Source organism: Exiguobacterium sp. R-39 (assembly GCF_049942815.1).
GTDB lineage: Bacteria > Bacillota > Bacilli > Exiguobacteriales > Exiguobacteriaceae > Exiguobacterium_A.
On record NZ_CP187965.1, the window covers coordinates 2,048,692 to 2,070,349 of the forward strand.

22 protein-coding genes are annotated in these 21,658 nt (G+C 44.8%); 4 read left to right on the forward strand and 18 right to left on the reverse strand.

Features of this window, described 5'->3' with window-relative positions; translation table 11 throughout:
• Positions 1 to 81: 81 nt before the first annotated feature.
• Positions 82 to 354, reverse strand: a complete 273-nt coding sequence (locus ACP26N_RS10885) for a UPF0223 family protein (protein WP_131502664.1) — start codon at positions 352 to 354, stop codon at positions 82 to 84.
• A 132-nt stretch (positions 355 to 486) separates the two neighbouring features.
• On the opposite strand from ACP26N_RS10885, the gene ACP26N_RS10890 reads away from it, so the two are divergent.
• Positions 487 to 1,974 carry an aminotransferase class I/II-fold pyridoxal phosphate-dependent enzyme gene (locus tag ACP26N_RS10890; RefSeq protein WP_114595399.1) on the forward strand — a complete coding sequence of 496 codons (1,488 nt, stop codon included), beginning with the start codon at positions 487 to 489 and terminating at the stop codon, positions 1,972 to 1,974.
• Positions 1,975 to 2,027: 53 nt separating this feature from the next.
• On the opposite strand, the gene ACP26N_RS10895 is transcribed toward ACP26N_RS10890, so the two are convergent.
• The 5 genes from ACP26N_RS10895 to pdhA all read right to left on the reverse strand — a co-directional run bounded on the left by ACP26N_RS10895 (position 2,028) and on the right by pdhA (position 7,316).
• Positions 2,028 to 2,336 carry a DUF3055 domain-containing protein gene (locus ACP26N_RS10895; protein ID WP_131972468.1) on the reverse strand — a complete coding sequence of 103 codons (309 nt, stop codon included), beginning with the start codon at positions 2,334 to 2,336 and terminating at the stop codon, positions 2,028 to 2,030.
• Positions 2,337 to 2,438: 102 nt separating this feature from the next.
• The gene (gene lpdA / locus ACP26N_RS10900; protein ID WP_026827898.1) at positions 2,439 to 3,851 is read right to left on the reverse strand and encodes a dihydrolipoyl dehydrogenase; all 1,413 of its coding nucleotides are present in this window, start codon (positions 3,849 to 3,851) and stop codon (positions 2,439 to 2,441) included.
• Positions 3,852 to 3,854: 3 nt separating this feature from the next.
• The gene (locus ACP26N_RS10905) at positions 3,855 to 5,153 is read right to left on the reverse strand and encodes a 2-oxo acid dehydrogenase subunit E2 (RefSeq protein ID WP_131502666.1); all 1,299 of its coding nucleotides are present in this window, start codon (positions 5,151 to 5,153) and stop codon (positions 3,855 to 3,857) included.
• A 99-nt stretch (positions 5,154 to 5,252) separates the two neighbouring features.
• Entirely contained in the window at positions 5,253 to 6,230 is a 978-nt protein-coding gene (locus ACP26N_RS10910) for an alpha-ketoacid dehydrogenase subunit beta (protein WP_131502667.1), read from the reverse strand.
• Positions 6,231 to 6,233: 3 nt separating this feature from the next.
• The gene (pdhA, locus tag ACP26N_RS10915; RefSeq protein WP_012370881.1) at positions 6,234 to 7,316 is read right to left on the reverse strand and encodes a pyruvate dehydrogenase (acetyl-transferring) E1 component subunit alpha; all 1,083 of its coding nucleotides are present in this window, start codon (positions 7,314 to 7,316) and stop codon (positions 6,234 to 6,236) included.
• Between the two features lie 378 nt (positions 7,317 to 7,694).
• On the opposite strand from pdhA, the gene def reads away from it, so the two are divergent.
• Positions 7,695 to 8,234 (forward strand): peptide deformylase, encoded by a 540-nt coding sequence (gene def, locus ACP26N_RS10920; protein ID WP_012370882.1) that lies wholly within the window; start codon positions 7,695 to 7,697, stop codon positions 8,232 to 8,234.
• A 56-nt stretch (positions 8,235 to 8,290) separates the two neighbouring features.
• Here the strand turns inward: def and rnjA are convergent, their stop codons facing one another.
• Positions 8,291 to 9,958, reverse strand: a complete 1,668-nt coding sequence (rnjA, locus tag ACP26N_RS10925; protein ID WP_012370883.1) for a ribonuclease J1 — start codon at positions 9,956 to 9,958, stop codon at positions 8,291 to 8,293.
• A complete protein-coding gene (locus tag ACP26N_RS10930; RefSeq protein WP_114595395.1) occupies positions 9,955 to 10,173 on the reverse strand; it encodes a DNA-dependent RNA polymerase subunit epsilon in 219 nt (72 codons plus the stop codon). The genes rnjA and ACP26N_RS10930 overlap by 4 nt, the downstream gene beginning before the upstream one ends.
• 170 nt (positions 10,174 to 10,343) lie before the next feature.
• Between ACP26N_RS10930 and ACP26N_RS10935 the strand changes: the two genes are divergently transcribed.
• Entirely contained in the window at positions 10,344 to 11,120 is a 777-nt protein-coding gene (locus tag ACP26N_RS10935; RefSeq protein ID WP_131972465.1) for a Cof-type HAD-IIB family hydrolase, read from the forward strand.
• Positions 11,121 to 11,172: 52 nt separating this feature from the next.
• On the opposite strand, the gene ACP26N_RS10940 is transcribed toward ACP26N_RS10935, so the two are convergent.
• From ACP26N_RS10940 to ACP26N_RS10960, 5 genes are all read right to left on the reverse strand, one after another.
• Positions 11,173 to 11,841: a potassium channel family protein gene (locus ACP26N_RS10940; RefSeq protein WP_012370886.1), complete on the reverse strand. Its 669-nt coding sequence runs from the start codon at positions 11,839 to 11,841 to the stop codon at positions 11,173 to 11,175.
• A 187-nt stretch (positions 11,842 to 12,028) separates the two neighbouring features.
• Positions 12,029 to 13,051 carry a cytochrome d ubiquinol oxidase subunit II gene (locus tag ACP26N_RS10945; protein WP_012370887.1) on the reverse strand — a complete coding sequence of 341 codons (1,023 nt, stop codon included), beginning with the start codon at positions 13,049 to 13,051 and terminating at the stop codon, positions 12,029 to 12,031.
• A 12-nt stretch (positions 13,052 to 13,063) separates the two neighbouring features.
• Entirely contained in the window at positions 13,064 to 14,452 is a 1,389-nt protein-coding gene (locus ACP26N_RS10950; RefSeq protein ID WP_131502670.1) for a cytochrome ubiquinol oxidase subunit I, read from the reverse strand.
• Between the two features lie 222 nt (positions 14,453 to 14,674).
• The gene (locus ACP26N_RS10955) at positions 14,675 to 15,787 is read right to left on the reverse strand and encodes an N-acetyldiaminopimelate deacetylase (RefSeq protein ID WP_114595392.1); all 1,113 of its coding nucleotides are present in this window, start codon (positions 15,785 to 15,787) and stop codon (positions 14,675 to 14,677) included.
• Positions 15,771 to 16,661: a LysR family transcriptional regulator gene (locus ACP26N_RS10960; RefSeq protein ID WP_012370890.1), complete on the reverse strand. Its 891-nt coding sequence runs from the start codon at positions 16,659 to 16,661 to the stop codon at positions 15,771 to 15,773. The genes ACP26N_RS10955 and ACP26N_RS10960 overlap by 17 nt, the downstream gene beginning before the upstream one ends.
• Before the next feature lie 65 nt (positions 16,662 to 16,726).
• Here ACP26N_RS10960 and ACP26N_RS10965 point away from each other — a divergent pair, with 65 nt between their 5' ends.
• On the forward strand, positions 16,727 to 17,119 hold the full coding sequence (locus ACP26N_RS10965) for a disulfide bond formation protein B (protein WP_131502672.1): 393 nt from the start codon (positions 16,727 to 16,729) through the stop codon (positions 17,117 to 17,119).
• Here ACP26N_RS10965 and ACP26N_RS10970 read toward each other — a convergent pair.
• From ACP26N_RS10970 to ACP26N_RS10990, 5 genes are all read right to left on the reverse strand, one after another.
• The gene (locus ACP26N_RS10970; protein ID WP_131502673.1) at positions 17,113 to 18,408 is read right to left on the reverse strand and encodes an FAD-dependent oxidoreductase; all 1,296 of its coding nucleotides are present in this window, start codon (positions 18,406 to 18,408) and stop codon (positions 17,113 to 17,115) included. The genes ACP26N_RS10965 and ACP26N_RS10970 overlap by 7 nt on opposite strands.
• A gap of 106 nt (positions 18,409 to 18,514) precedes the next feature.
• Positions 18,515 to 19,330, reverse strand: coding sequence for an ammonia-dependent NAD(+) synthetase (gene nadE / locus ACP26N_RS10975; RefSeq protein WP_131502674.1), 816 nt, complete (start codon positions 19,328 to 19,330; stop codon positions 18,515 to 18,517).
• 37 nt (positions 19,331 to 19,367) lie between these two features.
• On the reverse strand, positions 19,368 to 19,832 hold the full coding sequence (locus ACP26N_RS10980; protein ID WP_426353815.1) for a BsuPI-related putative proteinase inhibitor: 465 nt from the start codon (positions 19,830 to 19,832) through the stop codon (positions 19,368 to 19,370).
• 91 nt (positions 19,833 to 19,923) lie between these two features.
• Complete coding sequence (locus ACP26N_RS10985) at positions 19,924 to 20,136, reverse strand: hypothetical protein (RefSeq protein WP_114595387.1); 213 nt, start codon at positions 20,134 to 20,136, stop codon at positions 19,924 to 19,926.
• Between the two features lie 357 nt (positions 20,137 to 20,493).
• Positions 20,494 to 21,585 (reverse strand): virulence factor, encoded by a 1,092-nt coding sequence (locus tag ACP26N_RS10990; RefSeq protein ID WP_426353816.1) that lies wholly within the window; start codon positions 21,583 to 21,585, stop codon positions 20,494 to 20,496.
• Positions 21,586 to 21,658 lie beyond the last annotated feature (73 nt).

Sequence of the window (21,658 nt, forward strand, 5' to 3'; positions counted from 1 at the left end):
TAACCAGTTTTTGTTTTTTCTAAACAAGCACCCCCTCTTCTGAACGGTCAGAAGAGGGGGTGCTTGACGATACGAATGTCGTTACTTTTTTAAACGCAACAAAGCATCTGTTTGTTTTCTTGCTTGCTGAACAGCCCGGTAGCTCGAACATCCTGTCTCTTCAAAATAAAACTGGTCGAGCTGTTTTTCTTCCGACTTTGAATTGACGATGGTTTTAAAAGCCTGGTAGGCATTCAAAAAGACCATTCGATCGATTCCTTTTTCGTAAGCCTCTTCGACCATATTAAAAAATTGGATGACTGTTACGATTTCGTCCGTAGACCAGTCCGGATTAATCGGATAATTGACCGCCATTGTGACACTTCCTTTCTTGACGCTTCCTATTTTACAACGAAATCGAACATAAAACAGTTGCAACCTTATGAAAAATTGTTATAGTTAGCTTGTTTGATTGTTTTTTTATTCGGTTTTAAGGGGGGAAATCTGGTGCAAACAAAAAGCTTAACACAGCTCGATACACCTTTATTCGATGCGCTGCTGGCGCACGCGAAACGTCAACCAATTCAATTTCATATTCCCGGTCATAAAAATGGCCAAGGAATGGATCCTGCTTTTCGATCATTTATCGGTCAAAATGCGCTCGATATCGATTTAATCAATATCGCGCCGCTCGATGATTTACATCATCCAAAAGGAATCATCAAGGATGCTCATCAATTAGCAGCCCAAGCTTTTCATGCAGACGAAACATTTTTCTCCGTTCAGGGAACGTCGACCGCCATCATGGCAATGATCATGAGCGTCGTCGGTCCGGACGATAAAATTTTAGTTCCCCGGAACGTTCATAAATCGGTCATGTCGGCTATCGTTCTTTCTGGAGCGCACCCGATTTTCATTCACCCCGAGTTTGATGAAATGTTTGGCATCGCTCATGGTATTACGCCAAGTGCCGTCGAGCGTGCTCTCAGTCTTCACCCGGACACGAAAGCGGTCCTCGTCATCAATCCGACGTATTTTGGTGTCGCAGGTGACTTAGAGAGCATCGTTACGCTTGCCCATAGTAAAGGGATCCCTGTCCTCGTCGACGAAGCACACGGTGTTCATATTGCGTTTCATGATGATATGCCGCTGTCTGCGATGCAGGCAGGTGCAGATCTCGCTGCGACAAGTGTTCATAAATTAGGAGGATCGCTGACCGGCAGCTCCGTCTTGAATGTACGTCGCGGACTCGTCTCACCGGATAAAGTCCAGGCCGTCCTGTCGATGCTGACGACGACTTCCACTTCCTATCTATTGCTCGCATCACTCGACTGCGCCCGCCGCCATCTGGCGATTAACGGAGAAGCAATGAACCGCCGGGCGCTCGAACTCGCGACACGGATGCGGATGGGACTCGCGAAATTGCCTTATCTCGCCGTGTTTGGTGAATCGGATTTGCATTCAAGTGCGACATTTGCCTTCGATCCGACAAAAGTGTTGATTTCCGTTAAAGGACTTGGTATTTCGGGCCATCTCGTCGAAGAATTTTTACGGGAAGAACACCGGATTGAAGTCGAACTGTCAGACTTAAACAACATCTTGTTGATCATCACTTCTGGTGATTCGGAAGAGACGATTGATGCCTTGCTTGCAGGAATGGCTGATCTTGTAGAGCGTCACCGGGATACGGGATCGAAAACCGCGTCCCACTCGATCGTCTTACCCGATATTCCGGCACTCGCCCTCAGTCCGCGTGATGCTTTTTATGAAGAAACAGAAACGATTCCACTCGCGGATGCTGTCGGTCGGATCTCGGCAGAGTTCATGATGGTCTATCCACCTGGCATTCCGATTTTCATTCCAGGTGAAATGATTACGACAGACAATTTGGCGTATATCAAAGAAAATATCGAAGCCGGTCTACCCGTTCAAGGACTCGAAGATCATACGCTCGAGACAATCAAAGTCATTCAACAATCGAACGCGATTCGTTAAAAAACGTGCATTAAAAAAAAGACCGCAACTGCTGAAAAAGCAATTGCGGTCTTTTAGTCTGCCTGTTCATAACTCGGAACACCCGGCAACAGTGTCGCTAAAAATTCCCCTACCGGCTCGGCATCAATGGTCTCGATGCCGAGTAACCGGTATAAAGCGTCTGCATCCAATACATCTGTGTGATCGAGCAATGCAGCGCGCCCGCTCGTGAGACTGACAACTAGCATCTTCCCAAAAAATTGTTTGGTAAAGACGACACCAAAATCGTACCGTGCTTGTTCCGTCGTCACACCGATAAACCTGACTTTATCTGTTTCTGAGACATGATACAGTTCTTCGAGTGGCGATAATTGCGATTCCATCGTGTCTCACCCTTTCTTTTTTATCCTTTTCCTGTTTTAAAGAAAGGTTAAACGAAACAAAAAAACCTTAAGCGGTCGGCTCCCCGCTTAAGGTTTTCTTGATTATTTAATGATGTGGATCGGGCTACCGATTGCAACTTCAGCAGTTTCCATTGCGATTTCACCGAGTGAAGGGTGCGCGTGGATTGTGAGTGCGATATCTTCAGCAGTCATTCCAGACTCGATTGCAAGTCCCATCTCTGCGATCATGTCAGATGCGCCTGTACCAGCGATTTGAGCACCGATCAAGAGACCGTCTGATTTACGTGTGATCATTTTCAAGAAGCCGTCTGGCTCGTTGAGTGCAAGAGCACGTCCGTTTGCAGCGTAAGGGAATTTAGAAGCAAGGTAATCAAGACCTTCTTCTTTTGCTTGCGCTTCTGTATAACCGACTGTTGCGAGTTCTGGGTCTGTGAAGACAACCGCAGGAATCGCGCTGTAGTCGAGGTATGCCGGGTGTCCAGCAGCCGCTTCAGCAGCAATTTTTGCTTCGAATGAAGCTTTGTGTGCAAGTGGTGGTCCAGGAACGATGTCCCCGATAGCATAGATGTTTTCGTTCGACGTACGGCACTGATCGTCGATTTCGACGAGTCCACGTTCGCTGACTTTAACTTCTGCCATTTCAAGACCGAGATCAGATGTGTTCGGGCGACGACCAACTGTGACGAGGACGTAGTCCGCTTCGACAGTTTGTGTTTCACCTTTGACTTCAAACGTAACTTTCACGCCTTCTTCTGTCTCTTCAACACTTTGTGCAAGTGCTTCGTTGTGAATCGTGATGTTCCCTTTTTGTTTGAGCTTTTTCTTGACGACTTGTGTCATTGCCGGCTCGAATCCAGAAAGGATATCTTTTGTTCCTTCTAAGATGACAACTTCAGTATCAAAGTTAGCATACGCTGTTCCGAGCTCCATTCCGATGTAGCCACCGCCGATGACGATGAGTTTTTTCGGAAGTTCAGGAAGGTTCAATGCGCCTGTTGAAGAAAGGACACGTTTTGACCATTTGAAAGCCGGAAGTTCGATTGGAGTCGAACCAGTTGCGATGATACATTTTTTGAATTTGTAAGGTGTAGAAGAATCTTCATTGATGATACGAACTGTATCTTCAGATTGGAAGTAAGCTTCCCCAACGACTGTCTCGACGTTGTTACCTTTAAGAAGGCCACCAACACCGCCAGTCAATTTGTTGACAACAGACTGTTTCCAAGACTGAACTTTTGAAAAGTCGACTGCGACGTTTTCAGATGTGATTCCCATTGAATCTGAACCTTTTGCATGTTGGAAGTTGTGTCCAGCTGTGATCAAGGCTTTTGACGGGATACATCCGACGTTCAAACAAACACCACCGACGTTTTCACGTTCGACGACTGTTACTTTAAGTCCGAGTTGCGCACCGCGGATTGCAGCGACGTAACCACCAGGGCCAGCCCCGATTACGAGTAAATCTGTTTCTTGTGCGAATTCACCTACTACCATTGCTTATCCCTCCATAATGAGAAGTTGTGGGTCATTTAACAAACGTTTAACCAAGTTAAGCGCGTTTTGTGCTGTAGCACCATCGATGAGACGGTGGTCGAAGCTGAATGAAAGAGCAAGTACTGGTGCTGCAACGATTTCGCCGTTTTTGACGACCGCTTTTTCAGCGATACGACCAATACCGAGGATTGCAACTTCTGGGTGGTTGATGACAGGTGTGAACCATTGTCCGCCAGCAGAACCGATGTTTGTGATTGTGATCGATCCGCCTTTCATTTCGTCACCAGAAAGTTTTCCGTCACGTGCTTTACCAGCAAGGTCGTTAATGTTATCTGCTAATCCGAAGATTGATTTACGGTCTGCATCTTTGACGACAGGAACAACAAGACCGTTGTCTGTGTCTGCTGCGATACCGATGTTGAAGTAGTTTTTGTAAACGACTTCTTCGTTCACATCGTCGATCGATGCGTTGATTGCAGGGTATTTCTTAGCCGCTGCTGTCAATGCTTTCACAACGAATGGAAGATACGTTAATTTCGTACCTTGTGCTGCCGCAACTTCTTTGAAGTTTTTACGGAGTGCAACAAGATTCGTAACATCGACTTCATCCATCAATGTAACGTGTGGTGCTGTATGTTTCGAGTTGACCATTGCTTTCGAAATCGCTTTACGGATTCCTTTGATCTTCTCGCGTGTTTCAAGCTCAGGTTGAGCTGCAACATACGGTTTCACTTCAGATTTAGATGCTGAAGCTTGTGCTGCCGGTGCTTTTTCTTCTGCTGCTGGTGCAGTTGAAGATTGTCCACCGTTTGCAAATGCATCGATGTCTTCTTTGACAACGCGACCGTTGTCACCAGAACCTTGAACTTCACGGATGTCGACACCTTTTTCACGTGCATATTTACGCACTGAAGGCATTGCGATAACGCGTTCTGATTTATGGATTTGAACTTCATTCGGTTTGTCTTCGACTTTTTTATCTGTGTCTTGGACGTCTTTTGCATTGTCTGCCGCTTTAGGCTGCTCTGATGCTTCTTCTTCAGAAGGAGCTGAACCTTCGCCTTCCACATCAAACGTGATCAATACGTCACCAACGACGGCTACGACACCCTCGTCGACTTTTACTTCTTTGACTGTGCCATCAACTGGTGACGGAATTTCAACGACTGCTTTATCGTTTTGTACTTCAAGAAGAATGTCATCCTCTTTGACTGTGTCGCCTGCTTTAACGAACCACTTTACGATTTCACCTTCGTGAATACCCTCACCGATATCCGGTAATTTGAATTCAAATAAACCCATTTGAATTAGCCTCCTTTTATTTCACTCTTCTGGTCGATTGTTATCTTTAAAACGGAAGCAAGGAGAGAATTACCTCTCTCCTCTTTTTCCGGTTCACTCTTAGAAATTGTAAACAGTTTTCACTTTTTCAACGATATCTTTGTGGTCCGGAAGCCATGAATCTTCACCTTGTGCGAATGGGAAGATTGTGTCAGGTGCCGTGACACGAAGAATTGGTGCTTCGAGGTCAAGAATTGCGCGCTCTTGAATTTCAGTTGCGACCATTGCAGCCACACCTGCTTGTTTTTGAGCTTCTTGAACAACAACCACACGGTTCGTTTTCTTAACTGATTCAACGATTGTATCGATGTCAATCGGGCTGATTGTCATCAAGTCGATGATTTCAACGCTGATGTTTTCTTTTTCAAGCTCTTCAGCAGCTTTCAATGATGCGTGAACCATTGCACCGTACGTTACGATTGTAACGTCAGTACCTTCACGTTTGATGTCTGCTTTTCCGAGTTCGATCGTGTAATCGCCCTCTGGCACTTCACCGCGGAATGAACGGTACAGTTTCATGTGCTCAAGGAAAACGACTGGATCGTTATCACGGATTGATGCAATCAAAAGACCTTTTGCATCATACGGAGTTGAAGGGATGACGACTTTAAGTCCTGGTGACTGAGCCATTAATCCTTCCAGGTTATCTGCATGAAGCTCAGGTGTTTTAACACCGCCACCAAATGGTGAACGGATTGTGACAGGTGCGCTGTACGTGCCGCCTGAACGGTAACGTAAACGTGCGAGTTGTGCTGCTACAGAATCAAATACTTCGAATACGAAACCGAAGAATTGAATTTCCATGATTGGACGGAAACCAGTTAAGCTGAATCCGACTGCAAGACCACCAATACCAGACTCGGCAAGTGGTGTATCGAAGACACGGTCTTCGCCTAATTCGTCTTGAAGACCTTCTGTCGCACGGAATACCCCACCGTTTTTACCGACGTCTTCACCGAACAAGAGAACTTGCTCGTCGCGTTTCATCTCGACGCGCATTGCGTCAGTGATCGCTTGGATCATCGTCATTTGTGCCATGGGTTATTTCGACTCCTTTGCTGTATACTCATCAAGCTGCTCTTGCAGGTTTTGTGGTAACTTTTCAGCCATCACGTTGATGAAGTCTGTTACTTTTTGTTTCGGTTCTTTATCTGCTTGAGCGAGTGCTTCTTTTACATCCGCTTTTGCTTGTTCGATGACTTCGTTTTCTTTGTCTTCGTTCCAAAGACCTTTTGTTTCCATGAACGCACGGAAACGAACGAGTGGATCTTGTGCTTGGTACTCATCGTCCATATCTTTTGTACGGTAACGTGTTGGGTCATCTCCAGCAAGTGTATGCGGTCCGTAACGATATGTGAGTGTTTCGATCAATGTCGGCACCCCGTTCAGTGCTTCAACACGAGCTTGTTTCGTTGCTGCGTAGACAGCAAGAACGTCCATTCCGTCAACTTGGATTCCGTTGATTCCGGCTGCAACGGCTTTTTGAGCGATTGTTTTCGCCATCGATTGTTTTTCAACCGGTGTTGAAATCGCAAAGCGGTTGTTTTGGACAACGAAAATTGCAGGTGCTTTGAATGCTCCAGCGAAGTTCATACCTTCGTAGAAGTCACCTTGTGATGATCCGCCATCACCTGTGTACGTAATTGCGACTTGCTCTTTTCCACTTTTCTTAAGACCGAGTGCAACACCGGCAGCTTGCACGATTTGTGCACCGATGATGATTTGCGGCATTAAGACGTTAACACCTTCAGGAATCTTACCACCTGTGATGTGTCCGCGTGAGAATAAGAATGCTTTGTAAAGCGGGAAGCCGTGGAAAACCATTTGCGGGATATCACGGTATCCTGGAAGAATCCAGTCATCTTTATCTAAAGCAAATTGTGAACCGATCATTGACGCTTCTTGCCCAGCGACTGGCGCATAGAAACCGAGACGTCCTTGACGGTTGAGTGAGATTGCGCGTTGATCCCAGATACGTGTGTAAACGAGACGACGCATTAATTCCGTAAGTTCTTCATCTGAAAGATCCGGCATAGCGTCTTTGTTGACGACTTCACCTTTTTCATCCAGAATGCGGAATGTTTCAAAGTTTTCTTCCACGTTTTTAAACATGTTTAAGTTCATCTTTTCACCTCATCCTTTCACTGTGCTCAGCGAAATATTCCTCTGACTGATTTGCTCACATACGAATAGTGTTCAAAAAATGAAGTCCCGTATGACCTTTTCTTGAACATATATCTGTGTACCTATCCAGTTGAGTAAACTGTATTAACATGACTAGACACGAAAGCATGTCTTGTTCATTACGTTACAAGTATAAAACTGTAACACCTATAAAATCAAAGGAAATGTTTTATTTTTTTTAGCGGATGTTCTTGTGAATGACCTCACATTCGAAGAACGGCTTTACTTCTGTACTATTCATCATTTTACAACTGTGTTAGTTATTAATATTCCTCCTTTGATATGCTATAATTTTTCTAGATGAAAGGGGTGTTGTTCATGATTACCATGAATGAAATCGTTCGGGAAGACGTTCCTTCGCTTCACGAACGTTCTGTCGATGTTACCTTCCCCCTCAGCGAGGAAGATAAAGAAACGATGCGTCTGATGATGGAGTATCTTGCCAACAGTCAGGACGACGAGTTAGCTGAAAAATATGATTTGCGTAGCGGGATCGGACTGGCGGCTCCCCAAATCGGGGTCAACAAACGGATGTTTGCCATTCGCCTGCAAGACGGGGATGATATTCTCGAATTCGGGATCTACAATCCGAAAATCGTCAGTCATTCCGTTGAACAAACATATCTTGCCGGCGGTGAAGGTTGTTTGTCCGTTGACCGGGAAGTCGAAGGCCATGTACCGCGCTATATGCGTATTACCCTGTCTGGCATCGATCATAACGGAAATCCTGTAAAATTAAGATTAAAAGGATTAAAAGCAGTCGTCTGCCAGCACGAATATGATCATTTGGATGGCATCATGTTTTACGATCGAATCGATCCGAAAGAACCGTTCAAGGAATATGGTTCATCGCTTTAATTTAATTAAGAAACAACAAAAGGACATTTCCAACATAAGGAAATGTCCTTTTTTATTTATACTTCCATGATGATTGGCATGATCATTGGATGACGTTGTGTTTTTTCAGTCAAGTACGGTGTCAATGTATCATTGATGACTTGTTTGATATCCGTCCATTTTGTATTTCGATTCGCCAAAGATTGCTCAAGTGAACGCTTCAACAAGCGTTCTGCATCCTTGATCAAGTTACCTGATTCACGCATGTAAACAAATCCGCGTGAAATGATATCCGGTCCTGAAACAAGACGATTTGTTTTAGAATCAAGTGTTACAACGACGACGACCAATCCTTCTTCTGAAAGAATTCGTCGGTCACGCAGGACGATATTCCCAATATCTCCAATTCCTTTTCCATCTACATAGACGGCATTCGCTTGGATTTTACCGGTAATCGCAGCTGCATTGGCATCGAGTGCCAAGACTTCACCGTTGTCCATGACGAAACAATTTTCTTCCGGTACACCGGCGTCCATTGCAAGCGACATATGTTTTTTCAACATCCGGTATTCTCCGTGGATCGGCATGAAGTATTTCGGCTGCAGGAGACGAAGCATCAACAATTGTTCTTGTTGACTGCCGTGACCTGATGTATGGATGTCATTTAACTTGCCATACATGACATCTGCACCGGCTTTGTACAATTGGTTGATCGTTTTTCCGACAGAAACGACGTTTCCTGGAATCGGAGAAGACGAGAAGATAACCAAGTCGTCCGGAATGATTGAAATCTGACGGTGTGTCCCGTTAGCGATCCGGCTCAGGGCTGCCATCGGCTCCCCTTGTGAGCCTGTGCAAAGAATCGTCAGTTCGTTCGATTTATACCGTTTCATTTCATTCGGTTCAATGATTGTTCCTTTAGGTGCTTTGATGAAATCAAGTTCCTGACCAATCATCATGACTTTATCCATGCTCCGACCGAACACGACGATTTTACGCCCTGCTTCGACCGATGCATTGACGACTTGTTGCAAGCGATAGATATTCGAAGCGAATGTCGCAAAGATAATCCGACCTTCTGCTTTACGGAAGATGTTTGAAATCGTATCTCCGACGACACGTTCACTCATCGTAAAGCCTTCAATCTCAGCGTTCGTCGAGTCTGATAACAGACAGAGAACACCTTCCTTGCCGAGTTCCGCCATTTTTGTTAAGTCAGCAGGTTCTCCGACTGGTGTGAAATCGAATTTGAAATCACCGGTATGGACAATGTTGCCCTGCGGTGTTTTGACAACGACGCCAAACGAGTTTGGAATCGAGTGTGTCGTCCGGAAAAACGAAATGCTTGTCTTCCGGAATTTGATGATTGAATCCTCATCAATTTCATGTAACTCGGCCGTCCGTAACAAACCGTGTTCTTCAAGTTTTACTTTAATGAGACCAAGTGCAATTTTCCCAGCATAAATTGGTAAGTTGACTTGTTTGAGTAAGAACGGTAATCCCCCGATGTGGTCTTCGTGACCGTGGGTGATGAAGACCCCTTTTACTTTATCTTTATTTTTAATCAAGTACGTGTAATCCGGAATGACGTAGTCAATTCCAAGTAGTTCATCTTCCGGGAACATGACACCGGCGTCGATGACGATGATCTCATCTTGAAATTGAACGACGTACGTGTTCTTCCCGATTTCTCCTAAGCCACCGAGTGCGAAAACGGCTGCTTGATGGTTTTTAACGAACTTCATGCGAACGTTTCAACCTTATAGTCTGGGCTTAGTTTTTCATATTCAAGGAATTCGCCGCTTAACTCACGGATGAATTCGACATTGATATCTTTGATGAGGTGATCAATCGCTGTTCGCACTTCACGAATGTTCTCTCCCTCAACATACATCACTTCTGTCCGTTCCCGTACTGGGGCTTCCGAACGAAGCGGTTGATAAAATACTTTAAAAATCATGTTTAGCAACTCCTTATCAGTCCATTGTTTTTTGTCCTTAGATTAGTATACACGATATCCTACTATTTTTTCATCCTATTCCTAAACCAAGGTCGGCGTAAACGTTAACGCTATGCTATAATTCCACATGTATCCGGCTGAACAGCCAATTAAAAAGAGAAGGTGAAACCATGGCAAATCAGAAAGTCGTCTTTTTCGATATCGATGGAACCTTACTTCACGATGGTCATTTTGTTCCCGAGTCGACCAAACAGGCAATTAAACAGCTACAAGCAAATGGTGTTTATGTAGCCATCGCGACCGGACGTGGTCCGGCGATGTTATCCGGTGTGCGCGAACTGCTCAACATCGATACGATCATTGGTTATAATGGTCAAATCGTTGTTCATCAGAACGAGGTCATTTACAGACGCCCACAACCGATTGAAGATCTTAAGCACTTAACCGCTCGCGCACATCAAAACGGTCATACACTCGTCTATCTAGGTGAAACACAGGGTTTCTCAACTAAACCGTCAGATCAGTTGGTCCAGGAATCCCTTGGAGAACTGGATATTCCTTTACCCGCCTTCGATGAGCAAGCATTTACGACACATGATGTCTTCCAAACGCTTGTCTATTGTACCGCTGAAGAAGAAGCCGAGTACACTCAAAATTACAAAGCCTTTGACTTCATCCGCTGGCATCCGAATGCGATGGATGTCATTAATGTCGGTTCGTCAAAAGCTGATGGTATCAGACAATTCCTGAAGTTGACGAATATCCGGCGCGAAGATACGTTTGCCTTCGGAGATGCGCTGAACGATCTAGAAATGTTACGTTATGTCGGAACCGGCATCGCAATGGGCAATGGTCTTGCTGAAACAAAAGCGGCGGCTGACTTCGTCACAAAACACATTCTAGAAGACGGCATCGAACACGGTCTGAAAGAATTCCAACTCATTTAAATGTAACAAGTACTCAAAAGGCCGAGGAATGATTCCTCAGCCTTTTTTGATATTAATTTTTCACTTTATGGATGGCACGTTCCAAACGGTCCAAGTCATCATTTTCGCCAATGACGACAAGGTAATCCCCTTTTTCAATCAATTCATCCGCTTGTAAGGAAATCATGACGTTTTCGCCTCGTTTGATTGCAACGACGTTGGCACCGTACTTACTCCGCAAATCCAAGTCGATTAATGTCTGATTGGCCATTCGATCACTGACTTTGATTTCAACGATTGAGAATTCTTGTGATAAATCGAGATAATCTAAAATATTTGAACTCATCAGTCCGTTCGCAATCCGGACCCCCATATCCCGTTCAGGGTGAACGATGAAGTCGGCTCCAATCTTACGTAACACCTTTTCATGGTAATCATTTGTCGCTTTGACGGTAATCGATTGAACACCGAGCTCTTTTAAAATTAAAGTCGTCAAAATCGACGCTTGAATATTTTCACCAATCGCAACGATGACATGGTCAAAATTGCGAATCCCAAGACTCTTTAAGACGTTTTCATCCGTCGTATCCGCAATGACAGAATGCGTCGCAATCCCCATGTATTCATTGACACGCTCTTCATCCGAATCAATCGCCAGAACGTCATATCCATTCTTTGATAATTCCCGGACAATCGAACCCCCGAACCGACCTAAACCAATTACTGCGAACTCTCCATTCATGTTCAACTCTCCTTCACAATTCTGCTTCAGTAGTAGTGTACCCGATTCACTTCTAAATTACTATGAACGCTTTTTTAATGCGGTTTTCCGTTTTCAATCCCTTAAAGTGAATGACAAATCCGCTCAAAAAAGTGTGCCACCCTTTATATGGATGACACACGGAATGGTTACGTGACACAGGTTCTGTTTATTTTGCTTTTTTCCCACTGACATAGTCGTTATCAAACAGGAACAATCGTAAGATCAAATACAATGCCGGGATCAATAACATCAATCCGAAGATAAAGACCACAACAAGTGCCGTTGCCATCGTTTCATTAACGACCGCTTTATTGATATCGATGTACGGATAAAGAATGTAAGGAAGATGTGTGTATCCGTATCCGAACCAGGCAACCCCGTATTGCGCCATAACAGCGATAAAGGCAATCCCGTAGTTTTTCTTCAAGTAGACAAGTGTCACCGCGACGCAGAAGAAAAGGAAACTTGCTGCGAACCACCACCAATTACCGTTCAAGATGTTTTCATAATGCCAAGCCGCTTGATTTTTTAAGCCAAAGAAGACTAATGCACAGACAACAATCGTCGGAATACTCCAGAACAATGCCCATTTACGAATCAATGGTGTTGCATTCTCGTCCTTTGCTTTATCCGCATAAAACAACAAGAACATGGCACTGATATAGAGGACGGATACGATTGCAAGCGCGACGACCGTCCAAGAATAGAAGTTTGTGAACAGCTTCGTCCCAAGGAATTCGACTGTCTCATTCGTTTTCCGAATGAATCCACCTTGACTGATCGTCAATGTCGTGGACATCGCTGCCGGAATCAATAGTCCTGTTGCTCCATATAAGAAAGTATAGAACATGCTGTCGTTTGAACCGTAGTTGGCAAACGCGTAAAAGCTACCGCGAATCGCGATTAATACTAAGACGATTGAAGCGGGAACGAGTAAAGCTGTTCCGTAATAATAAGCCGTATCCGGGAAGAACCCGACAAGTCCGACAAAGAAGAAGACGAAAAACACGTTCGTCACTTCCCAAACCGGAGAAAGATAACGGAGAATCAAACGGTTCGTCAAATGATCCCGTTTCGTATATTTTGAATAAAACGCGTAAAAACCGGCACCGAAGTCAATTGAGGCAACGATGAGATATCCATAAAGGAACGTCCAAAGTACGGTTATTCCAAGTGTTTGAATGTCCAACTCGTTCCCTCCTTATTTGTTGTCGTCCGCAAACATCGCTTCACCACGTGTATGATGATCATCTGCGAGTTCTTTGCCGACAGGGTTATTTTTAAACATCCGGAGCAGGACGACTGTACAAATCGTTCCGAGCAACAGATACAGTAAACTGAATAAAATCAACATCGGTCCGACAGCGGTCGAAGTGGTCGCCGCATCAGCCGTTCTCATAATACCATAGAGCGTCCACGGTTGACGTCCGATTTCCGCATACATCCAGCCTGCTTCAATCGAGACGATGGCGAGTGGTCCACCGATAAAGATACCGCGTAACAACCACTTGTTGTATGGATTCAACTTTTTGAGTCGGAAAGCCAATACGAACAGGGCCGAGATGGCGGCTAAATACATGCCGATCGATACCATGATATCGAAGAAATAGTGGACAAACAGTGGTGCCTGGTCCTCTTTGGCGAATTCGTTTAACCCGATGACTTCTGTATCCGGCGCTCCGCCTGCGAGAATGGATAAAGCATACGGAATTTTGACGGCACCTTTGATTTCATAACTGCCGTCCGCTTGTTCATCCAGGATTCCACCGAAAATCAACTCGGCTTCACTTGTTGTTTCAAAATGCCATTCTGCTGCTGCTAATTTTTCCGGCTGGTATTTCGCCAGGTATTTCCCGGAGAAATCTCCGACTAACGCAGTTGAGAACGCAAAGATTAATCCGGCCATGACCGTTAAGCGAAGAGCTTTTTTATGATATGCCGTTTCTGCTGCCGACAAGGTTTTCTTCCGTAACAGATGGAAAGCTGCAATCGCTGCCAGGATAAAAGCAACCGTCAAGTAAGCGGATACGATGACGTGTGTTGCTTTTGTCGGTGTCGCCGTATTAAACATCGCTTTTAACGGTTCGATTTGCGTGAGTGTCCCGTTGACAATTTTAAATCCTTCTGGTGAGTTCATGAATGAGTTGACCGTCGTGATGAAGAAGGCGGATAATGTTGCCCCGATGACGACCGGAATCCCGATTAACCAGTGTAACCACGGATTTTTAAACCGGTCCCATGTGTAGAGATAAATACCGAGGAAAATCGCTTCAAAGAAAAAGGCGAAAGTTTCCATGAACAACGGTAATGCGATCGTTTGACCTGCTACTTGCATCAAAGAAGGCCATAGGAGCGACAATTGTAATCCAATTGCTGTTCCGGTTACGACACCTACCGCTACAGTTACGATATAACCACGCGTCCAGCGTCGAGCCAGAAGAATATAGTCTGAATCTTTTCGTTTAATTCCGATGTACTCCGCTGCGAGTACCATCAATGGAACCCCTACCCCAATCGTCGCAAAGATGATATGGAATGCTAATGTGAGCCCTGTCAATAATCGACTGAGCATGACTGGATCATTGAACATGTGTATAGCCCCCTCTTTCTAGACGTACTTCTATATATTGTTTATATCCGTATCATAGAGAACATAATCATTTGTGTCTGTTTTAAATGTTTGATGTAACAAATTGTTCACATATACTCGTGATTTATTTCACAAAACGTTCGAAAACTGTTCTCTTCTATAAAATGAAAGCCCTTTATCCATTTTTTTCAGGAATAAAGGGCCGATTGTCACGTCTTTTGTTTAGACATATTCGCGGAAATAATGATCGAGTAAATTAATGACGAAGGGAATGGCATCTTCATCCGGATTCAGGGTCGGCTGGTGTAATCCGGACGTAGCATTATTGACACCAAGCCAAAACATCATGCCGGGAATTTCTTTTAACATGAATCCAAAATCTTCTCCTGTCATTGCAGCATCGCACTCAATATAATTCGCATTCATTTTGACGAAGGACGAAAATTTATCAACGACTCGTTGATCGTTGACGACTTCATAATACCGATTTCCAAACTGTAAATCGATTTTTACGCCGAATGAAGCTTCGATGCCGCGTACGATGTCACGCACACGTTGCTCTAGTTTTTCCATGTCTGTTCCGTTAAGCGCACGCATCGTTCCGTCGAGTAAAGCACGACCTGCAATGACATTTTCCCGGATTCCCGCTTCCACTTTCCCGATCGTAATGACACTGCAGTTCATTGGATTGATCGAACGACTGACAATCGTCTGAAGTTGCATGATCAATGCCGCCTGAGCAACAACCGTATCAATCGTCAAATGCGGAAAGGCTGCATGACCGCTTTGTCCATAAATCGTGATATGAACTTCCCGGGCACTCGCAAACAAGACACCAGGCCGGCTTGCAATCGTCCCGACCGGATATTCCGGCGCGACATGCAGACCATACATCTCACTCGGACGATACTTTTCAAACAGCGGGCTTTTGATCATCGGTTCCGCCCCACCCGGTCCTTCTTCAGCCGGTTGGAACAGGAAGACGACATCATCCATGACAGGCAGTTCGACAATCCGGCGTAACAAACCTAAGGCGATGGATGCGTGAACATCATGACCACAGGCATGCATGAAGCCCGGGTGTTCAGAACCAAATGGTAACCCCGTTGCTTCTTCGATTGGTAATCCATCGATATCGGCCCGATATCCAATCGTCCGGTTCCCCGTTAAACCTTTTACGCGGACAAATACTCCTGTTTCGAATGTATCATAACTAACACGATCTTCCGGGTACGACCGGATTTGATCGAGGATAAAAGCTTGCGTTTTAAACTCCTTAAAACCCGGCTCCGGTATTTTATGAAGTTCTCGGCGCATTTCAATTGCGTATTCCATCTGACTGACTTCCTCCTTCTTCTTTGACGATGTCCCAAAACGCTTGGACTTGTTTTAATTCAAGCATCGACTCCGTCGATAGAATCCACGTGTCCCGCTTTAAAATTTTTCCCGATGACGTTTTAAGCGGAATCTGCATCACTTCACTCGCTTCATGAATCGTTGATTCCGGTAAGATGGCAAAACCAATCCCGTGAAGCGCCATCTGTTTACACGTCTCAATCTGGTCAACGACGAGCGTCCGGGCCGGTGGACTCGAAAAACGGTCCTGCCACCATTCTAAAATCTCCTGATAGTACGTCGAGTCACTTTTAAATTGAATGAAAGGACGTTCTGTTTTCCGAAGCTGTTCGAGTGACGTCAGTTCACTGTCAACAAGATATAACGGATCCGAGAACAGCCGTTCCTTCACGCCTTTCCAATCAGGATTTCCGCGGATGATACCAATATGAAAATGCTCTTCCAGCATATGGCGCATCATCTCACTTGACCACCCTGTGACCAATTGGACACGGACATGCGGATAACGTTCGACAAACCGTTTCAGGACACGGGGAAGCCAATATTGTCCCATAATGGACGCGACAGCGATCCGAAGTGTACCGTAAACAGCCCCCTCTTCCGCCGTCAATTCACTTTTAAGCTCCAGTTCTTTTCGGTTCATTTCTTTGGCGAGTCCGATGACTTTTTCACCTTGCGGGGTGATACTCAGTCCACGTGATGAACGAATGAACAGCTTTGTTGCCCAGCGCCGCTCGATTGCGACCAGACGCTGGCTGAGAGCAGGTTGCGAGACAAAAAGACGTTCTGCGGCCCGTCTCATGTTCAATTCTTCTGATAACGTAATCAACATTTCCATTTCCGACACTTGCAATGTATGATTCGACTCCTCATGATATAAGATGGCATTAGTTTAACACGTTAGAGAGGAAGGTACATATGTCACGCTATCATTTTATGTTGATCGTCTCAACGGTCGCGACTTTAGGCAGTTTGTATTTCAGTGAGATTCGCGGATTCATTCCTTGTCCGTTGTGCTGGTGGCAACGTCTGTTCATGTATACGACCGCCATTTATTTGCTTGTATCCTTATTCCGTAATCGCCCGGTCGATGGATTTTTTCTTCGATTATATACGTTACTCGGATTTGCGGTCGCAGCCTATCACGTCATACTCGAACGCTTACCGGACGGAGAAGCACTCTGCACGAACGGTTGCCTCATCAAGTGGGTCAATTATTTTGGTTTCCTGACGATTCCGATGATGAGTTTGATTGCTTTTACGATTTTGATTGCTCTTGCCTTTTATCCGAAACAAAAAAACGCTCAATGAGCGTTTTTTTGTTGCCATTCCGCTGCTACGTTCAACGCGCTCGAGAAAGACAATTCCGATAACTGCCCTTCTCCTTCACACCAATCCCCGACAAAAGCCATCGTCTCCTTATGTCCATCCTGCATAAAATTAGGGAGGGGAGTTTGCCCCATCTTCCATTTGATTTCTTGAACGATCGCCCGCTTCATTGTCCGTTCGACGACCAGACGTTCCTGCCATTGCGGATAATGCTGATCGAGAAGCCGGTGAATCTGTTTGACCTTTTCCGCTAAATAATCTGGATTTCCGACTTCCTGATGCGCAAGATAGGCGACGACTTGTAAGACCTGACCGTTTTCCGGTGCGATACTCGGATCGTAATGAGATAAATCGGTGACGAACAGTTGATGGGTACGGTCGTAAACGTATGAAAACGGTGTTTTGAGATATGGACTGATTCCGACATCGTACACAAGAACTTCTACCGGTTCATATTGGGCAAAAGGTTCGATAAAGGATTGGACGGTGGCAGGTAAGGCGAGCTTTCGCATATCACGGGGCGGAAGCGCCAAGACAACCCGGTCAACAGTCCATTCCGTTTTTTTCCGGTCACGTAACCGGTATCCTTGTTCCTTTTCTTCAATCGCTGTAATTTTAGTTTTCCGGTGAATCGTCCCTCCCTGTTCTTGCAGGACACGTTCCAATTCATCAATTAGGACTTGCCATCCGCCGGCGATATACGAAACCGGTTTTCGTGTCCGAAAAAGTTTCCGGTAATAGTCAAAATAGACGACTGACGGAATGTTTTCAGGTTCGGTCGTAAAAAAATTACTGGACGCTAAATCAAGCATCAAGCGTGACACGTCTTCTTCGACTTTTTCTTGCACCAGCCATTGACCAATTGACAACTCTGGCACTCCTTTTTCAAGACGGAGAACTGTTTTCACAACTTCCCATGTAAAACGAAGTTTATCCGTTCCGCCAATCACTTCTGTCTTCAAGAGACCAATCGCATTAGCCGGAGCAGCAGTTAAGTGGCCGGAAAATTCATATTTTGCTTTCGTCGAAGAAAAGTCCAGCCAGGTAATCTCTAATTTCAAGCTTTTAATGATCGTCTTTAACACGGAATGATCCCGCCCATACACTGCATGCGCCCCGTAGTTAAACGTATACCCTTTGATGATTTGTGAGGTCGCTCTTCCGCCTAACATCGCTGCATCATATAGCTGAACACGTTTTCCTTGTTTGGCAAGCAAGGCTGCGGCTGATAATCCCGCTAGTCCACCACCAACGACTGCAATTGATTCCATGTCTTTACCTCCCGTCCGACTCTCTTATTGATGTGTTTTGAGTCTTTTCCCGATTTTCAGACGAAAAAAACGACAGCTGTTTCAGCTGTCGTCTGCAATGGATTACTCATTTCCACCAAGTATCCAGTGGCGAGACCGGCATATGGTGTTTATGTCCCACTCGTTTGTACTGACCTTCCAGCTTAGCCTGGCTTTCACTGGAAATCGTTTTACCTTCTAAATAATCATCAATTTCATTGTATGTCATTCCCAGCGCTTGTTCATCAGGCAACCCCGGCTGATTGTCTTCTAAGTCGGCTGTCGGAACTTTTTCAATCAATCCTTCAGGTGCCTGTAATTCACGGAGTAACTGTTTTCCTTGGCGCTTGTTCAGTCCGGTCAATGGTGTTAAATCACATGCTCCATCCCCGTGTTTCGTATAAAAACCGGTTACGAATTCTGCTGCATGATCTGTTCCGACGACTAAACAGCCGTAATGAGCCGCTATATCATATTGCACCTTCATTCGTTCCCGTGCTTTTGTATTTCCTTTGCTAAAATCAGACAAAACGCCTCCCGTTGCCTGTTCAAAAGAAGCCATGGAAGCAGCAACGGCCGGCTTGATATCGACTCGCAACGCATGATCCGGACGGATGAATGACAATGCAAGCTGGGCATCCGACTCGTCTTGTTGTTGACCATACGGTAATCGTACGGCGTAAAATTGATAATCTCGATTCGTCTCACTGCGTAACTCTTCAACAGCGAGTTGACAAAGGCGACCCGCTAATGAGGAGTCCTGTCCTCCTGAAATACCAAGAACAAGTCCTTTTGCCCCTGTATGCACAAGATACTCTTTTAAAAATTGAACGCGTTGTTTAATTTCTTCTTCAGCAACGATGACCGGCTTGACCCCCGTCACTTGAATGATTTCCTGTTGCATGAAACCGTCACACTCCTTCAGCTTTTTTTATACTTGCCTAGTTCGAGATTTCATTTTGCGCTTTCCCGTTGGAAATCGCATCTCCCTTTACTTGACGGATGGTCATCGCCTCGACTTGCGTCGGATGACTGGAATCCGGAAGCTCAATTCTTACTTCGTAACGTTTTGTCTCCAACCCTTTGAAGCGCTCTTGTTCAATCGCTTGCGTAAACACTTGCTCTTGCGAAAAAGTATAGAGCACTTTTTGATCCGCATCCTTGATTTTTAATTCAAATCGCTGGGATGTCGGGAATGTCAGGGTCACCGCTTGTTCATTCGGATTTTTTAATTGGACGACAGCTAAGACGACGTTTGGTTCTAATTGTTTTCCGGACACCTTGATTTCAATCGGTTGTTCCGTGGCATCGCCTTGTGTCGTCGCTTTCTTTTGTTCTTGCTGGTTACATCCAGCCAACATCAAGGTCAGTACGCATAAACAGGATAACAGGATAATCCATTTCAAAACAATGCCTCCTCTCTTCTCTCTTCTCAATTTTAGCACAAAAAAGAGGCAGGATAAGGTTCTCCCCCATCCTGCCTCTTTGATTCATCAATTAAGCAACCGGAATGGCTACTGTCATTTTTGATGTAGAAAACAATTGTTCAATCCCCGTTACAAACAATTCATCGCAAATGGCATCCGTTGCCGTTGCCGGTGCCACAAGTGTAATTGTCCGGCTGTCCATTGTTTCAATCGTTACGAATACACCCGAAGCCGTACGTTCTTTGTATCCTACTGCTAGATCTGTTTCAGCAAAAAGTATCATGTCCCCGAATCTCCTTTGTTATGTCAGATGTCAGTCAAACCAGAATAGCTGTTTGAAATCGAATCAGTTATTGTGATTTCACTTTATCAAAACAGGAAAAACATCGGAAAATTCTCGTTCGACATTTCGTGTCAAAACTTTATTCCAAAAAATACAACCATTTATTGGAATGTTAAAATAGTTGGGTTATACACCTTTAAAATGGTGATTTATAACGACATTTCAATTCCGTTTCAAAACCATTACAAAATATTTTTCATATTTTCCCATATCTTTTCGTTAGAAGGTAAAATATACCTAGACATCTTAATTGTTATTTTGTCGAATGGTTCTTCATACACTTCTTTTTTGAGGTTCTTATGAACTTTCACCCGACATTCGATTCATTTGTTGCCAAACCGTACCTAGTGCTTCTTCCCCACTTTCGATTCGTGCCAATGCCAGTTCCGCTTGAAGCGCGACTTCATATTCCTTATCTTGCACGGCTTCCTTTAACCGTGGAATCGATTGTTCCGTTCCAACATCAAATAAAAAGCGGGCAGCCCGCCAACGGACCAGTTTATTTTTATCCGTCAACGCTTCAATCATCATCACTTCCGCCTCCGGCAAGGCCCAGTCGGAAATCGTATCTCCGGCCGTTCGCCGTACACTGCTTGACGGGTCGTGTAGCGCATTTGTTATATAATCCAGCAGCTCTAATCGGTTATCTTCAAACATTCCGAGTTTGACTACAGCCTGTCTTCTGATCTGCATCTTTTCATCTTGAAGCATCTTGGCGTATGCCGGGACCCAGTTCAATTCAATCGGTAATTCATCTAGAGCTGCAAAACGCTGTTTCCAATCTGACGACGTTAACGCCTGTCCGTCAAATGTGACTTCTTCCCCTGAAGCAATAGTCTTTAAGCGATCAATCCGCTCTGCTGGATACGCGACTTCGATTTCTTGAGCTACTTCTGCCAAACTTTCATCTAAATCCCCGTAACGCGGTGCCTGTTCGACCCAGCGGCGGTCACTGATGACATTCTTCACATAAGGTTGAACGAATAGCGCAGCTTCCCGGAACCGGTCGGGTAATCCGCGGCGTTTTTCTTCTAGTCCTTTGACTCCTTTTAGTTGCATCGGTACACCTAAAATAAATTGAATGAACAGATGAACAGGCTCAAATGCCTCATCCGTCTCATGTTGTTCGACATCGCTGAGTACTTCGCCAAAGGACCGGCGAATCTCGATGACTAGCGTACGCCAATCATATTTCGGAAACCGTTCAACGGCTAAAAAGTCACTCACTTGATAAACCGACTTAATGCCTGGAATCTCCAGTAATTTTGCTACATGATCCGGTGCACCAAATGCATGTTCAAACGTTTGTCCCTTTTCCGAAAACGTTTCATCAACGATGACCTTCATATTATTTGGACTTGGTGTTGGTTCAATTGCTATAATTTTCATCTTAATCCCTCCCCTTTCATCATTCAGAAATTCAATTAAAAATGCAACGCATACGCTTTTGTATCTTTTTTCA